At 67.6% G+C, this 15,786-nt stretch carries 15 protein-coding genes; 5 read left to right on the top strand and 10 right to left on the bottom strand.

The annotated features are described in order from the left end of the window. Positions 1–61 precede the first annotated feature (61 nt). A complete protein-coding gene (locus tag HWX55_RS04575) occupies positions 62–1,771 on the top strand; it encodes a glutamine--tRNA ligase/YqeY domain fusion protein (protein ID WP_050017607.1) in 1,710 nt (569 codons plus the stop codon). A gap of 133 nt (positions 1,772–1,904) precedes the next feature. On the opposite strand, the gene HWX55_RS04570 is transcribed toward HWX55_RS04575, so the two are convergent. The 3 genes from HWX55_RS04570 to HWX55_RS04560 all read right to left on the bottom strand — a co-directional run bounded on the left by HWX55_RS04570 (position 1,905) and on the right by HWX55_RS04560 (position 4,247). Continuing rightward, positions 1,905–2,378, bottom strand: a complete 474-nt coding sequence (locus HWX55_RS04570) for an NUDIX hydrolase (RefSeq protein WP_175974737.1) — start codon at positions 2,376–2,378, stop codon at positions 1,905–1,907. An 8-nt stretch (positions 2,379–2,386) separates the two neighbouring features. Next, positions 2,387–2,773, bottom strand: a complete 387-nt coding sequence (locus HWX55_RS04565; protein ID WP_175974328.1) for a hypothetical protein — start codon at positions 2,771–2,773, stop codon at positions 2,387–2,389. 124 nt (positions 2,774–2,897) lie between these two features. Continuing rightward, entirely contained in the window at positions 2,898–4,247 is a 1,350-nt protein-coding gene (locus tag HWX55_RS04560; protein WP_175974326.1) for a cytochrome c peroxidase, read from the bottom strand. Between the two features lie 222 nt (positions 4,248–4,469). On the opposite strand from HWX55_RS04560, the gene HWX55_RS04555 reads away from it, so the two are divergent. Beyond that, entirely contained in the window at positions 4,470–6,056 is a 1,587-nt protein-coding gene (locus tag HWX55_RS04555; protein WP_050017611.1) for an acid phosphatase, read from the top strand. Between the two features lie 121 nt (positions 6,057–6,177). Here the strand turns inward: HWX55_RS04555 and HWX55_RS04550 are convergent, their stop codons facing one another. The 6 genes from HWX55_RS04550 to HWX55_RS04525 are packed head-to-tail and all read right to left on the bottom strand — an operon-like array spanning position 6,178 to position 11,849. Then, positions 6,178–7,686, bottom strand: coding sequence for an alginate export family protein (locus tag HWX55_RS04550; protein ID WP_175974324.1), 1,509 nt, complete (start codon positions 7,684–7,686; stop codon positions 6,178–6,180). Next, positions 7,683–8,381, bottom strand: coding sequence for a YoaK family protein (locus HWX55_RS04545; RefSeq protein WP_175974322.1), 699 nt, complete (start codon positions 8,379–8,381; stop codon positions 7,683–7,685). Before HWX55_RS04545 ends, HWX55_RS04550 begins: the two co-directional genes overlap by 4 nt. Continuing rightward, positions 8,378–9,292 carry a glyoxalase gene (locus HWX55_RS04540; RefSeq protein ID WP_175974320.1) on the bottom strand — a complete coding sequence of 305 codons (915 nt, stop codon included), beginning with the start codon at positions 9,290–9,292 and terminating at the stop codon, positions 8,378–8,380. The genes HWX55_RS04545 and HWX55_RS04540 overlap by 4 nt, the downstream gene beginning before the upstream one ends. A gap of 26 nt (positions 9,293–9,318) precedes the next feature. Continuing rightward, complete coding sequence (locus HWX55_RS04535) at positions 9,319–9,771, bottom strand: DoxX family protein (RefSeq protein ID WP_175974318.1); 453 nt, start codon at positions 9,769–9,771, stop codon at positions 9,319–9,321. 1 nt (position 9,772) lies between these two features. After that, positions 9,773–11,662 (bottom strand): amidohydrolase, encoded by a 1,890-nt coding sequence (locus HWX55_RS04530; protein ID WP_175974316.1) that lies wholly within the window; start codon positions 11,660–11,662, stop codon positions 9,773–9,775. Positions 11,663–11,681: 19 nt separating this feature from the next. Beyond that, complete coding sequence (locus HWX55_RS04525) at positions 11,682–11,849, bottom strand: DUF1427 family protein (protein WP_124482527.1); 168 nt, start codon at positions 11,847–11,849, stop codon at positions 11,682–11,684. Between the two features lie 99 nt (positions 11,850–11,948). Here HWX55_RS04525 and HWX55_RS04520 point away from each other — a divergent pair, with 99 nt between their 5' ends. After that, entirely contained in the window at positions 11,949–12,872 is a 924-nt protein-coding gene (locus HWX55_RS04520) for a LysR family transcriptional regulator (RefSeq protein ID WP_175974313.1), read from the top strand. A 63-nt stretch (positions 12,873–12,935) separates the two neighbouring features. On the opposite strand, the gene HWX55_RS04515 is transcribed toward HWX55_RS04520, so the two are convergent. Then, positions 12,936–13,622 (bottom strand): hydrolase, encoded by a 687-nt coding sequence (locus HWX55_RS04515; RefSeq protein WP_175974311.1) that lies wholly within the window; start codon positions 13,620–13,622, stop codon positions 12,936–12,938. Positions 13,623–13,906: 284 nt separating this feature from the next. Between HWX55_RS04515 and HWX55_RS04510 the strand changes: the two genes are divergently transcribed. Beyond that, positions 13,907–14,167 carry a XapX domain-containing protein gene (locus HWX55_RS04510; RefSeq protein WP_175974309.1) on the top strand — a complete coding sequence of 87 codons (261 nt, stop codon included), beginning with the start codon at positions 13,907–13,909 and terminating at the stop codon, positions 14,165–14,167. A gap of 25 nt (positions 14,168–14,192) precedes the next feature. Beyond that, a complete protein-coding gene (locus HWX55_RS04505) occupies positions 14,193–15,773 on the top strand; it encodes a sodium:proton antiporter (RefSeq protein WP_175974307.1) in 1,581 nt (526 codons plus the stop codon). The last annotated feature ends 13 nt before the right edge of the window (positions 15,774–15,786 follow it).

Raw genomic sequence — 15,786 nt, 5'->3', positions numbered from 1 at the left:
TCAGGTAGAATTACAGGATTAAACCGGCGCGACGCGCCGACACAACCCTGACGCCAACCGCATGAGCACCGAACGCAACGACGCCCCCGCGGCTTCCAATTTCATTCGCAACATCATCGACGACGACAACCGCACCGGCAAATGGGGCGGCCGCGTCGAGACGCGCTTCCCGCCCGAGCCGAACGGCTATCTGCACATCGGCCACGCGAAGAGCATCTGCCTGAACTTCAGCGTCGCGCGCGACTACGGCGGCGTGTGCCACCTGCGCTTCGACGACACGAACCCGGAAAAGGAAAGCGTCGAATACGTCGACTCGATCGTCGACGCGGTGCGCTGGCTCGGTTTCGACTGGCGCAAGGACGCGGTCGATCACCAGTATTTCGCGAGCGACTACTACGACAAGCTGTACGAGTTCGCCGAGCTGCTGATCCAGCGCGGCAAGGCGTACGTCGACAGCCAGAGCGCCGACGAAATGCGCGCGAATCGCGGCTCGCTGACCGAAGGCGGCAAGCCGTCGCCGTTCCGGGACCGCTCGCCCGAGGAAAACCTCGACCTGTTCCGCCGCATGAAGGCCGGCGAGTTCAAGGAAGGCGAGCACGTGCTGCGCGCAAAGATCGACATGGCGTCGCCGAACATGAACATGCGCGACCCGGTGATCTACCGGATCCGCTACGCGCACCACTACCGCACCGGCGACGCCTGGTGCGTGTATCCGATGTACGACTACACGCACTGCATCTCGGATGCGCTCGAAGGCATCACGCACTCGCTGTGCACGCTCGAATTCGAGGATCACCGCCCGCTGTACGACTGGGTGCTGAACGAACTCGCGGAAGCCGGCGTGTTCGCGCGTCCGCTGCCGCAACAGATCGAATTCTCGCGGCTGAATCTCACGTACGCGATCACCAGCAAGCGCAAGCTGCTGCAGCTCGTCACCGAAGGCCACGTCGACGGCTGGGACGACCCGCGGATGCCGACGATCGTCGGCGTGCGCCGCCGCGGCTTCACGCCGGAGAGCATCCACCTGTTCTGTGAGCGGATCGGCGTGACGAAGATCGATTCGTGGATCGACATGAGCATCTTCGAAGGCGCGCTGCGCGACGACCTCGACGACAAGGCCGCGCGTACGGTCGCGGTGCTCGATCCGCTGAAGCTCGTGATCGACAACTATCCGGAAGACCTCGAGGAAGCGTGCACGGCGCCCGTGCATCCGCACCATCCGGACCGCGGCGTGCGCACGTTCCCGATCTCGCGCGAGCTGTGGATCGAGCGCGAGGATTTCGTCGAGAATCCGCCGAAGGGCTATTTCCGGCTGTTCCCGGGCAACAAGGTGCGCCTGCGCTACGGCTACGTGATCGAATGCACGGGCTTCGACAAGGACGCCGACGGCAACGTGACGGCCGTGCACTGCAACTACTTCCCGGACAGCAAGTCGGGCACCGAAGGCGCGAACACGTACAAGGTCAAGGGCAACATCCACTGGGTCAGCGCGAAGCACGCGCAGCCGGCCGAAGTGCGGATCTACGACCGCCTGTTCAAGGAGCCGCACCCGGACGCGGGCGGCGCGAACTTCCTCGAGGCGCTGAACCCCGATTCGAAGAAGATCGTGCAGGCGTACGTCGAGCCGGGCAACGGCGATGTCGCGCCGGAAACGCGCCTGCAGTTCGAGCGCCACGGCTACTTTGTTGCAGACCGTGTCGATTCGAAGCCGGGCAAGCCGGTGTTCAACCGGATCGTCGGGCTGCGCGACAGCTGGGGCAAGCCGGCCTGACGGCCTGCTCCGCGCGGCGGCGGGCGGCTTCGCAAGCCGCCCCGCTGCCCGCCCATGAAAAAACCGGCTCCAGGGCCGGTTTTTTCATGGGCGTGCGCCGAAGGACGGCAGGCGTGGAAGCCGCGGCGCCCGTTCACGCACCCGACAATCGCCGATGCAACTCCACCAGCGACAGCTTCGTACGAAACAGCCGCGCGAGACTGCGGCTCGCATAGGTGTCGACGTCGCCCGGCACGGTCCAGCGGTACGCGTCCATCTCGGGAATCATCGAGCCGTCGCGACGGCTCGGAAACAGCGACGTACACGTGCACTGCGCGGGATCGATCTCGCCGTCGGCCACCTGCACCGCGAACAGGTGCAGATCCTTGTCGTGCCGGTACGCGAAGCGGCCCAGATCGAGCAAGCGCGCCGGCGCGAGCTCGATGCCGGTTTCCTCGAGCAGTTCGCGCAGCGCGGCGTCGGCCGGCGTCTCGCCCGGTTCGCCCTGCCCCTTCGGGATGTCCCAGTGCGTGGTGTCCGTCGCGTGCGCGAGGAACACGCGGCCATCCGCATCGAGGATCACGACGCCGCACGACACCGTGCGCGGCGCGCCGCCCCGCTTCGTCACGTGCGTGCTCAGCGCTTCTGCAGCTGCCACTTGCCCGCGGCCGTCTTGCAGTAGACGGGCTTGAGCGTCATCGTCTGGCCCTTCGCGGTGATTTCGGTCGCGATTTCGCGGCAGGTCTTGCCGTCCGTCTCGGTCGTGCTCGGCGTGAGCTTCGCGTCGATCTGCGTGCCGCGGCCGCTGCTCTGCCATGCCGTGGTTTCGCCGTCCTTGCCTTCGTCGCGCGCCTGCACGACCGCCTTGGACAGCGACGCGCGATCGGTCTTGCTGAAATAGCTGATCGGCGTGTCGTTCAGGAAGTTCAGGTTGTTCTGTGCATGGGCAGGCAGCATCGCGGCTGCGCACGCGGCGCCGGCCAGCACGCGCGTGACGACGGAAAGGGATGCACGCATCGACATGTTTTTCTCCTTGGATGTTCGATCGAACGGCGTGGCGCATGCCGGCGAACCGGGGGCCGGCCCTCCGGCATGCGCCACGCCCGTCAGCGAGCGAGCATAGCATGCGTGCTGCAGTGAACGCCTTCTACGGCTTGGCTAACGCACCCGTTTGCTGATATCCGTCAGTCAGCGTGCCGAGGAACGCGATCACGTCCTTGATCTCGGCTGCGTTCAGCGCCGGCGGGTCGCCGCGCTTGCGGTCGAACGGCGGCTCGCGGTTGATGTTCGGCCAGTAGCGCTTCGGCAAATCGTCGTAGATCTGCACCTTGCCGTGCACGACCGGGTAGAACTTCTCCGGATGGATGTCGCGCTCGACGTAGAAGCGCATCACGTCCTCGAGCGAGTGATAGACGCCGTTGTGGAAGAACGTCTTGCGCAGCGCGACGTTGCGCAGCGACGGCGTGCGGAACAGCCCGCAGAATTCGTCGCGCCCCTTCAGGTCGGTGCGTTCGGGGCCGCATGCGCCGAGATCGTGGAAGCGCGGGTCGCGATTGACGGGCAGCGCGCGGTTGCGCGGCACCGCGATCGCGATCAGCCCGAAATCGCTGAACTGCGGCGGGCCGCCTTCGAGCGTGCGCTGGCTGATGTGACAGCTCGCGCAGTTGCCCTTCTTCTCGTCGTTGAACAGCTGCAGCCCGTGCAGCTCCGCGGGCGTGAGTTGCGCGTGGCCGGCCAGATACGCGTCGTATTTGCTCGTGTACGGATCGAACAGCGCCGGCTGCTGCTGGAATGCGTCGAGCGCGCGCAGCACCGCATTGAACGTCGCCTGGTCGTCGCCGAGCACCGTGTCGCCGAACGCCTTGCGGAATGCATCGACATACGACGCGGCGCGAACCGCCTTCGCGACCCGTGCGGGCGAACTGCTCATCTCGAACGGCGACGTGAGCGGAATGCGCGCCTGCGCATCGCGCGTATCGACGCGACCGTCCCAGGTCAGCCCGCCGGTCGGACCGGCGTCGATGCTTTCGTCGCCTTCGTCCGGCGAATCGTGGAAGTGCTCGCTGAACGGCGGGATGCCGCGCAGGTACTTCAGCGACGGCACCGCGCGAAAGCCGGTACGGTGCATGTCGTCGCCGCCGAGCTGCACCGACAGCGCGTTCGGCGGCCCGAACGCATGCTCGGCGCTGTGGCACGACGCGCAAGCGAGCTTGCCGGACCCGGACAGCGACGGATCGAAGAACAATTGCTTGCCGAGCGCCGTCATCTGCTTCACGCCCTCGAATACCTGCGCGCGCGTCTGCGGCTGGCCGGCCGGCGCGACCGCCGGGGTGACCGGCGCGGCCTGGGCCGCCGGTACGACGGACGCGGCCGACGCAGTCGTGCCGGGCTGCGCATCGCAACCGGCGAGCGCCGCGAGCGCGCCGGCCACCGCGAGCGTCGCCGCGGCAGGGATCAGCGATCGCGCGAACGCGAAGGATTTCAGCAGGGTGTGCATTCGTTGTTCGGGTAGCGGTGGGCAATCGGCCGGAGCTTATGTCAGTTCCGTGACCGTTCAATGACGTTCCACCGACAGTCAATTGAAAGCGCCCCTACACCCGGCTGTCAAATCGGTTCCAGATAATGCGCGCAGCCGGGCGGTACCGCGAGGTTCGTGCGCCGGCCCTCCCGCCACCCCGGTTCCCACACGCGACCAACGACGAATGAGAGAGAACATCGCATGAAGAAGCACGCCTGGATTCGCTACACGCCGATCGCCCTCGCGGCCGCGCTCAGCCTCACCGCCTGCGGCGGCGACGACGTCACGCAGCAGGGCCTGTCGGCCGTCAAGAACGTCGTCGTGATCTACGCGGAAAACCGCAGCTTCGACAACCTGTACGGCAACTTCCCGGGCGCGAACGGTCTGCAGAACGCGACGGCCGCGAACTCGGTGCAGAAGGACCGCGACGGCTCGACGATGGCGACGCTGCCGAAGATCTGGGGCGGCCTGACCGCGACCGGCATCACGCCGGCGGTGACCGAGGCGATGACGGCGAACCTGCCGAACGCGCCGTTCGCGATCGACGATCCGAAAGGCTTCAACCAGTCGATGAGCATCGCGACGCGCGACATCGTGCACCGCTTCTACCAGGACCAGATGCAGATCAACGGCGGCAAGAACGACATGTACGCCGCGTGGACCGATGCCGGCGGCCTGACGATGGGTCACTACACGGCCGATCCGTCGAAGCTGCCGCTGTGGAAGATCGCGCAGCAGTACGTGCTCGCCGACAACTTCTTCATGGGCGCGTTCGGCGGTTCGTTCCTGAACCACCAGTACCTGGTCTGCGCGTGCGCGCCGTACTACCCGAACGCCGACAAGAGCCCGGCGGCCGGCAAGATCGCAGTCCTGAATGCTGACGGCAAGTCGCTGAAGGTCGCGACGAACTCGCCGGCTTCCGCGCTGAGCGGCCCGCCGAAGTTCGTCAACGACGGCGCGCTGACGCCCGACTTCTACGGCATCAACACGATGCAGCCGGCGTATCAGCCAAGCGGCAACAAGGCGGCCGCGGGCGGCGACCCGCTGCTCGCCGACCCGGCCAATCCGTCGACGATGCCGCCGCAGACGGCGACCAACATCGGCGACCTGATGACCAACGCGGGCGTGTCGTGGGCGTGGTATTCCGGCGCGTGGGGCCAGGCGCTGCAGGCGAGCCAGAACGGCACGTCGAACGTGATCTACGGCGCCGACCTGTCGACGCCGAACTTCCAGCCGCACCACCAGCCGTTCAACTACTTCGCGAACCAGGCGCCGGGCACCGCGAGCCGTGCGCAGCATCTGCTCGACGGCGGCGCGAACGGCGCCGAGTTCATCAAGGCGATCGATGCGGGCGCGCTGCCGCAGGTCACGTTCTACAAGCCGCAAGGCAACCTGAACGAGCACCCGGGCTACACGGACGTCACGTCCGGCGATCAGCACATCGCCGACGTGATCGCGCACCTGCAGGCCAGCCCGCAGTGGAAGAACATGGTCGTGGTCGTCACGTACGACGAAAACGGCGGCTTCTGGGATCATGCGACGCCGCCGAATGCCGATCGCTGGGGCCCGGGCACGCGCATTCCGGCGCTGATCGTGTCGCCGTATGCGAAGAAGGGCTTCGTCGACCACACGCAGTACGACACGGGCTCGATCCTGCGCTTCATCACGCGCCGCTTCTCGCTGCCGCGCCTCGCGGGCCTGCAGCAGCGCGACGACGCGCTGAAGGCGAACGGCGCGCAGCCGATGGGCGACCTGACGAACGCGCTCGCGCTGTCGCCGAACCTGTAACGGCATCGCCGTCACCGCGAACGGGCCGGCCCATGCTGCCGGCCCGGACGAACGAAGGGCAGCCCCGCCGTTCGCGGGGCTGCCCTTTTTCATGCCGCGCGCGGGTGGCCGCGCGCCGCCGTCACCAGCCGTACTTCAGCTCGACGCCCACGTAATCCGCGTTGTGCCCGCCCGCCTGCCGGATCGCGTCGCCGACCTGGAAGTGCACGGCCTCCACCGCGCCGATCAGGTTCGCGGCGATCGTCCAGTCCGCGCGCAACTGCACGTACATGCCCGTCCACAGGCCGCCCTTGCCCGCGGTGCCCGGCACCGGGATGCTCGGCTGCTGATAGACGGCGTCGCCGGTCGTCTCGCGCCACTGGAAGCCCAGTGCGCCGAGCAGCGACAGGCTCGCCGACGGTTTCAGCGTCACGGACGGCTTCACGTGAATCAGGTTCGCGTAGCTCGTATAGCCGGCCAGCGTGAAGTAATAGCCGTTCGGAAACAGCGGATTGAAGGTGCCGACGCGGCCGTCGTGCGGATGCCGGTCGCCCGACGCCGCGTCGACCTGCAGCGCGATGCGCGGCGACCACGGCGCGTCGAGCCTGTAGCCGGCGATCGAACCGACGGCCCACGCGCCGATCGTGGCGTTGCCGACCGTGCCGGTCTGCAGCATCGTCTCGAGATCCCAGTCGAAGCGCCCGTGCGTGCCCGTGTAGCGAACGTCCCATACGTCGCGATGCTCGGGGCCGCTCGCATCGAGGAAACGCGCGCTGCTGCGGTTGTAGCGCGACCAGTAGCCGGACAGGTCGCCCGGCCCGACCGACTGTCGCTCGAAGCGCACGCCGCTGAACGTGAGGTCGCGATTCGACACGTCGTCGAAATCGGACGCGTTGCGGTTCTGCACCGGCTGCGTCGCATAGCCGATGAAGCGCCACTTGCCGTGTTCGTAATCGGCCCACACCGCATCGAACGCCAGCCGCACGTTCGGGCCGTCGCGCGCGGCGATGAAGCGCTGCAAATCGAACGCCATCTCCTGCCGGCCGACGCGGAACTTGACCGTGCCGCCGCCGAGCGCGCCCGTGTAGGTCGCGAACGCCTGTTCGAGATCGAGCGGGTTTTTATCGACCGGAGACACCGTGTTCTTGCCGAACGCGCGTGCGTCCTGCAATTGCGCGAAGAACTGCCAGTGCGGGCCGAGATGCGCGTCGGCATGCACTTCGACACGCTGGATCACGTACGTATCCGATTGCGCGGCGCCGATGCCGAACAGCGGCGCGTCGTTGGTCTCGAGCCGCTCGCGCAGGTTCACGCCGAGCGACAGATAGGATTGCGGATCGTGGCCGAGCGGGATGTATTTGAGCCCGTCGAGCGGCTCGTGCGGCACGCAGGGACTCGCGAGCACCGACCAGTCTTCCTGCCAGCGGTTGAACAGGACGGTCGGGCGTTTGGCGGTGCACGTCGATGCGGTGGTCGCCGCGGACGTCGAGGCCGGTACCGGTTCTTGCGTCGACGTCGAGGTCGAAGTCGACGCAGCCACCGTTTCCGCGAACGCCGCGTTGGCGCCCGCGCACAGCAGGCCCGCGACGATCGACGCGCGGGCGGCCCGCTCGAAGCGGCGGCCGTGGCGTCGCCTGCGCCGCTCGATCATGCACGCTCCTGCGTCGGGGTACCGGCCGCTTGCGCGGCGCACAGCGCAAGCGTCGCGAGTGCGCCGACGGGCACCAGCAGCGCCAGGAACCCGACGTAGCGGAACCCGAGCGCACCGCCCGCCGCGCCGAGCGCGAACGCGACGATCGCCGGCAGCATCTTCGCGAAGCGTGCGCGTGCGGTGGCGCGCACGCTGTCCGCCGTGCCGGGCGACAGCATGTCGACCGCGTCGAGAATCGCCTGCGTGACGTTGCCGGTCATCACCGTGTTCGGCACGCCGCCCGCGCGGGCGATCACGCGCGGATGCGCATTCTGCACGCCCATCGCGAACGTGCCGACGATGCCGGCCACGAGCGCCGCCACGCTGTCGGGCTGCGTGACGGGCGTCGCCCACACGCCGGCCGCGCAGAAGCCGAGGAGCAGCACGGCCTGCACCGTGTGCAGCACGCGCGTGCCCTGCCACGCGGGCCGCGCGGCCATCGACCGCGCGATCAGGCTGCTCGCGATCACGCCGCACACGAACGCCGGAAACACGCTGAGCTTCAGTATGACGCCCTGCCCGAAGCCCGCGAGGCCCGCGCCGATCAGCACGAAGTTGCCGGTCACGTGCGCGGTGAACAGCCCGAACAGCGCGACGAAGCTCAGCGTATCGACGAAGCCGGCCACCGCGGCGAGAATCGTGTCCTCGTGCTTCATCGCGCCGCGCTCGCGTGGATCTCGGCGACGTAGCCGCCGGGGAACTGCACGAGCGCCGCGTCGCGGCCGTCCGACTTGAACGGCGGCACGAGCACGGTCACGCCCGCGGCTTCGGCCTGCTTCAGCGTCGCGGCGAGATCGGGCACCTCGTAGCCGGTCATCTCGCGCCCGAACGGGTAAGGCAGATGGCCGTCGGTCACCAGCACGGTCATCTTGCCGAAGCCGGATTCGATCCGAATGCGGCGGTACGTATCGTCGGGCCGGCCGATCTCGATGCCCGGCGCCTTCAGGTTGTCGGACACCACCTTGCCTTTCGAGAACTTGACGAAGTCGTGCACGAACTTGCGGACGCTTTGCGGCGACACGTACGCGCGATTCTCGGGGATGGTCTGCAGCGCGTCGTAATTCGGCGCCTGCGTATGCCAGTACAGCTGCATGTTCACGCCGCCCGGCCATGTGACGATCGCGTCGCGACCGATCGGATCGGGGAACGTGTCGACGATCACGTCGGCGCCGTGCTCGCGCGCGGACTTCACCGCGACGTCCATGTCGGTCACAAGATAGCCGGTGCGTTCCGCGCAGAACGGATACGGGATCGGCGTCTTGAAGCCGAACACCGAGATCGTGCCGACCGGCGTCAGCACGAGTTGCGACATCGTCTGGCTCGGCGTGGGCGTGACCTGGAACACGCCCTGCTTCGACTTCTTGCCGCCGAACGTCGCGACGAAGCTGTCGGTGAAGCGATCGAAGTCTTCCGGTGCGACGCACACGTGCGTCGTGTCGTACTGCGGACCGACCGCCACCGTCGGCACGACCGCGGGCGGCGCCGGCGGTTTCGCGAACGTCACGGGCGCGACGGCGAGGCCGCCCGCGAACATCGCGGCGAGCAGCACGGAACGAACAAATTTCATCGCAGGGTTTCCTGGTTGTTGCATCGTCATCGAATGGAACGGCCATCATCGGCCGATTGCCGCGCATCGTCGAGCACGGTCGCGAGCACGAGTGCCGCGATCAGCCCGAGATGCTCGAAAAAGCTGTTGAGCGCGATGAAGTGTTCGGCGCCCGAACGGTTCCAGAAATCGTTCGCCACGCACATCGCGACGAGCGTCAGCATACCGAGACTGCCGGCGCCCAGCCACGTGAAACGGCGAAACACCACGCACAGCGAGCCGGCGATCTCGACCGCGATCGCGAGCGCCGCCCACAGCGCGGCCGGCTGCAGGCCGAAATGCGCCTGCTCCGCGACCGCGGCGGGGAAGTCCAGCGCCTTCGCGACGCCGCCGAGCAGATAGGCGGACACCAGCGCGACGCGCGCGAGCGGCAGGACCCATGGTTGCGCGAGCAGCGCGCGGATCCACGCGGGGGTGCGGTAGACGGTGCGCGTCGCCATGTCAGATCGCCCAGCACGAACAGCCGAACGCGCCCCAGAAGCCCTTCGCATCCGAGGTCGGCAACGTGCTGGCCCATGCGCTCGCGTGCGCATGCTGGTGAACGTTGCATTCGTTCGCGCAGGCGCACATCGCGGCGGCCGCCGCGCGTTGCAGCGGCGCGCCGTTGCGCTGCGTCGCGCCCCAGCCGCCATAGCCGCCGAACTCGCGCACCGGCGACCAGTCCGGCATCGCCGGCGGGATCGGCGCGTCGTGCGACGCGAACGGCCCCGCGCCCCACACGATCTTCCCGTCGACCACCGTCAGCAACGCGGTCGTGGCGGCGATATCGTCCTCCGCGCACCCGAAGAAATCGCGATCCGGGACCACCAGGTCGGCAAGCTGCCCGACCGCGATGCGCCCTTTCTTGCCTTCCTCGTTCGAGAACCACGTCACGTACTCGGTCCACATCCGCAGCGCGGTTTCGCGATCGAGCAGGTTGCGCTGCGGATACATGCGCATGCCGCCCACCGTCTTGCCCGTCACGAGCCACGCAAGCGACACCCACGGGTTGTACGACGCGACGCGCGTCGCGTCGGTGCCGGCCGACACCTTGAGCCCCTTCGCGAGCATCTTCGCGACCGGCGGCGTCGCCTCCGCGGCTTGCGCGCCGTAGCGCTCGACGAAGTATTCGCCCTGGTACGCCATCCGGTGCTGCACCGCGATCCCGCCGCCGAGCGCGGCGATCCGGTCCATCGATTGCTCGGTGATCGTTTCCGCGTGATCGAAGAACCAGTTCAGCCCTTCGAGCGGAATGTCCTCGTTGACCTTCTCGAACACGTCGAGCGCGCGGCTGATCGTTTCGTCATAGGTCGCGTGCATGCGCCACGGCCAGCGGTTTTCCGCGAGCACGCGCACGACGCCTTCGAGATCGTCCTCCATCTGCGCGGGCAGGTCCGGACGCGCGACGCGAAAATCCTCGAAGTCGGCCGCGGAAAACGCCAGCATCTCGCCGGCGCCGTTATGGCGGAAGTAGTCGGTGCCGTCGTGGTACTTGACGCTCTTCGTCCAGTTCACGAAGTCTTCCTTCTCCGCGTTCGGCTTCTGCGTGAACAGGTTGTACGCGATCCGGATCGTCATCTCGCCCGCGTCGTGCAGCTTGCGGATCACTTCGTAATCGTCGGGGTAATTCTGCGACCCGCCGCCCGCGTCGATCACGCCCGTCACGCCCAGCCGGTTCAGCTCTCGCATGAAATGGCGCGTCGAGTTGTACTGATACTCGAACGGCAGCTTCGGCCCCTTCGCGAGCGTCGCGTAGAGGATCGTCGCGTTCGGGTTCGCGAGCAGCAGGCCGGTCGGGTTGCCCGCGGCATCGCGCAGGATCGTGCCACCCGGCGGCTCCGGCGTGTCCTTCGTATAGCCGACGACACGCAGCGCGGCCGCGTTCAGCAACGCGCGATCGTACAGGTGCAGGATGAACACCGGCGTGTCCGGCGCGACCGCATTGAGTTCTTCGATCGTCGGCAGCCGCTTCTCCACGAACTGGTGTTCGGTGAAGCCGCCGACCACGCGCACCCACTGCGGCGCGGGCGTCACGGCGACCTGCTGCTTGAGCATCTCCATCGCGAGCGCAAGCGACGGCACGCCGTCCCAACGCAGTTCCATGTTGTAGTTCAGTCCGCCACGAATCACGTGGCAGTGGTTGTCGATCAGACCCGGCAGCACGCCGCGGCCGCCGAGATCGACCACCTTCGTCGCGCGGCCCGCGAGCGGCATCACGTCCGCTTCGCTGCCGACGGCGACGAAGCGGCCGTCCTTGATCGCGACGGCGGTCGCGACCGGGTTCGCGCGGTCGAGCGTCGTGATGTGCCCGTTGTGCAGGATCAGATCGGGTTGAGTATCGGTTGCGCTCATTGACATCTCCTCGATGCGGTCAGAAGCCGAGCCAGTGGCGGATGGCGCCGATGGCCTGCGCGCCGATCAGCATGCCGGCGAGGCCTATCAGCGCGATCAGCGGCGGCGCGGGCGAGCGGACCTTGATCACGCTGTACACGACGCCGATCAGCAGGCCGGCGCCCAATGAAATTAGATAAGATTCCATAACGATTTTTTCTCCCGGCCGGATTAGAATCATCGGCATCGCGACGCCGCCTGCGCGGCGCAACGCATCCGTTTCGCTTCCCTGCCATCCGCTCCGACCATGCAATACCTTCCTGATCTCGAGGCCTGGGCCATCTTCGCGCGCGTCGCGGAGACGGGTTCGTTCGCGAAAGCGGCCGACCTGCTCGGCATATCGCAACCCACCGTGTCGAAGGCGATCGCGCGCCTCGAAAAGCGTCTCGGCGCGATGCTGCTGTACCGCACGTCGCGCAAGCTGTCGCTCACGCCGACCGGCGAACTGCTGCGCGACCGCGCGATCCGCCTGCTCGCCGATGCGGAACTGATCGAGAGCGAGGCCACCGCGCAAGCGCTGGAACCGCACGGCCTCGTGCGCGTGAACGCGCCGATGTCGTTCGGGCTGCGCCATCTGTCGCCGGTACTGCCCGCGTTTCTCGAGCGCTATCCGCGCGTCGACGTCGATCTCGTGCTCACCGACCACATCGTCGACATCGTGTCCGGCGGCTTCGACGTCGCGATCCGGATCGCCGAGTTGAGCGATTCGTCGCTGCGCTCGCGCCGGCTGTGCGCGGTGCGCCGGCCGCTCGTCGCGTCGCCCGCGTACCTCGACCGGCACGGCCGGCCCGCGCATCCGCGCGACATCGAACAGCACGTGTGCCTCACCTACACGAACCTGCCGACGCCCGAGTACTGGCGCTTTCGTCACCCGGCATCGGGCGACGACTTCGGCGTGAACGTGCACGGACGCATCCGCTCCAACAACGCCGACGTGATCGTGCCCGCGCTCATCGAGGGGCACGGCCTCGCGCTTCAGCCCGAGTTCCTGGTGTGGGACGAACTGCAGCGCGGCGAACTCGAGGAAGTGATGAGCGACTGGAAGATCGCGGACATCAACGTGAACCTCGTCACGCCGCCCGGCATGCTGCGCGCCGCGCGCGTGACGGTGCTGCTCGAATTCCTCGCCGAACATTTCTCGCGCGCGCCGTGGGCGCTGCCCGCCGCCTGAACGCGCGACGGCCGATGGCACGCGATCACAGCATCCCGCGCGGCGATCGCGGCCGGCAGCCCGTTACTTCGCCGGCACGGCCGGAATCGACTCGTGCGGCGTCGCGGTACGCTGCGCTGCCTTGTGGACCATCGTGTACGCGTAGTCGACGCCCATCCCGTATGCGCCCGAATGCTCTTTCGCGATTGCCATCACCGCGTCGTACGAGTCGCGGCGCGCCCAGTCGCGCTGCCATTCGAGCAGGACCTGCTGCCACGTGACCGGCACCACGCCGGCCTGCACCATCCGCTGCATCGCGAAATCGTGCGCGGCCTGCGACGTGCCGCCCGATGCGTCGGCAACCATGTAGATCTCGTAGTCGCCTTCGAGCATCGCGCAGAGCGCGAACGTCGTATTGCACACCTCGGTCCACAGGCCCGACACGACCACCTTCTTGCGGCCGTTCGCGGCGAGCGCGTCGCGCACCTTCTGGTCATCCCACGAATTCATCGACGTGCGTTCGAGCGTCTTCTGGTTCGGGAACACGTCGAGCAGTTCGGGATAGGTGTGGCCCGAGAAGCTGTCGCTTTCGACCGTCGTGATCGTGGTCGGAATGTTGAAGACCTTCGCGGCCTTCGCGAGCCCGACGACGTTGTTCTTCAGCGTCTGCCGATCGATCGACTGTACGCCGAACGCCATCTGCGGCTGCTGATCGATGAAGATCAACTGGCTGTTCTGCGGCGTCAGTACTTCAAGTTTCGGGTTGCTCATGGCGTGATCATCCTTTGAACGGAAAGGGAGTCTTGCCTCGCCGCGCACGCGGGAGGCGTCGAGTCGGTACGACGCCGAATCCGCGTCGTCTGTCTCGATTGATTAAAACCGCAATCCTCTGGCGCGAACATCCAAAAAATGGAATCACTCGGATTCCAGAATAGATGGTCGACCAAGGGCAATCCGCCCTTTTTTTCCTCACGTAAACCCGATACGCTTCCAGGACCTCGGCGATGCACGCGTCGCCGTCAATTTTCCGATCACGAGACCACGAGACGCCCATCATGAAAGCCCATGTCTTCTCGCTGCTCGCCGGCATCCTTGCCGGCGTCATCTACGGCGCGATCGGCGTGAACTCGCCCGCGCCGCCGGTCATCGCGCTCGTCGGCCTGCTCGGCATGCTGGCCGGCGAACAGATCCTGCCCGTCGCGCGGCGCATGCTGTCCGGCCATCGGCTGAACGCCGCATGGCGCGAAGCGAAGTGCAGCCAGCACATGTTCGGCGCGCTGCCGGGCGGCGCCGCGAACGACCGCAAACCTTCTTGATCTACCCCATCGCCGCCGGCCACGCATGACCAACGTCGAGCTGTTCCATTACCTGTTGCTGTTGATCTGCGGCGCGGGCGCCCTCACCTGGCTCGCCGAGCGAATCTCGATTCCGCCGGCCGTCGTGCTGCTGCTCGGCGGCTGCGTGGTCGCCGTCGCCGGCAAGCGCGTACCCGACATGGACCCTGCACTGCTGCTCGCGGCCGTGCTGCCGCCGCTGCTGATGTCGAGCGGGTTCTACACCGCGTGGAAGGAATTCCGGCAGGAGCTCGCATCGATCGCGTCGCTCGCGCTCGGGGCCGTGGCGTTCACGACCGTCGCGGTCGCGCTCGCCGTGCATGCGGCGAATCCATCGTTGCCGTGGGCCGCATGCTTCACGCTCGGCGCGATCGTGTCGCCGCCCGACGCGGTCGCCGCGAAGGCGATCCTGCAGCGCCACCCGCTGCCCGCGCGGCTCGTCGCGGTGCTCGAAGGCGAAAGCCTCGTCAACGATGCGTCGGGCCTGCTGCTGTACCAGATGGCCGTGTCGGCCGCGCTCGCCGTGTCGATCACGACGGCGAGCGCGACCGGCCTGTTCTTCTCGCTCACGCTGATCGGCATCGCGGTCGGCCTCGCGTGCGGCCATGCGATGTGCTGGGTGCTGCAACGCCTGCGCGAGCCGATGCTCGGCATCGTCGTGACGTTCGCGATGGCATGGGGCAGCTACGGGATCGCGGAAGCCGTCCACGGTTCCGGCGTGCTGTCGGTCGTCACCTGCGGCCTCGTGCTCGGCGTGCGCCAGCATCGCGTGTTCGGCGCCGACATGCGGATCAAGGCGAAGGCGACGTGGGAAGCGATCGTGTTCGTGCTCGACGCGCTCGTGTTCATCCTGATCGGCCTCGCGCTGCACGCGATCCTCGCGGGCGTGAACCACGAAGGCGCGGTGCTGATGGCCGGCCTGCGGGTCGCGCTGCCGGCGACGGCCGCCGCGATCGGCGCGCGCATCGTGTGGGTGTTCGTCGCGATGTGGCTGCCGGGCCGCCTGCGCGCGCGGCGCGCGGGCCACGCGGCATGGTCGTGGCGCGAAGCCGTCGTGCTCGGCTGGTCGGGCATGCGCGGCGTCGTGAGCCTCGCGGCCGCGATCGCGCTGCCGGCCAATTTCCCGGGCCGCGACCTGATCCTGTTCAGCACGTTCCTCTTGATCATCGCGACGCTCGTCGTGCAGGGCGGCACGCTCGCGCCGCTGATCCGCGTGCTGAAACTGCGCCCGGCCGCGCGCCGCACGATGTCCGAACACGCGGTGCGCGCGCACACGTTCGGCGCGGCGCTTGCCGAGCTCGACGCGCGCGAGCAGCGCGGCGCCGGCCTCGAACGCGCATCGCTCGACCGGCTGCTGACCGAATACCGCAGCCGCGTCGCGTTCAACGAACGCGCGCACCGCGACGGCGCGGAGCCCGCGGACGTGCGCGCGCGGATGCTGCGCGTCGAGCTCGAACTCGTCGGCGTGTCGCGCGACGCGCTGCTCGGCCTGCATCGCGACGGCCGGGTCGACGACGCGGTGCTGCACCGCATAGAATCCGAACTGGATTTCGAGGAGCTGCGGCTGCAGCGCCTGCTCGAACCCTGACGTCCGGCCTGCC

Source organism: Burkholderia sp. BCC1047 (genome assembly GCF_902833155.1).
Lineage (GTDB): Bacteria > Pseudomonadota > Gammaproteobacteria > Burkholderiales > Burkholderiaceae > Burkholderia > Burkholderia sola.
The sequence above is the reverse complement of the archived record's forward strand: the minus strand, read 5'-3'. Positions and strand labels throughout refer to the sequence as shown.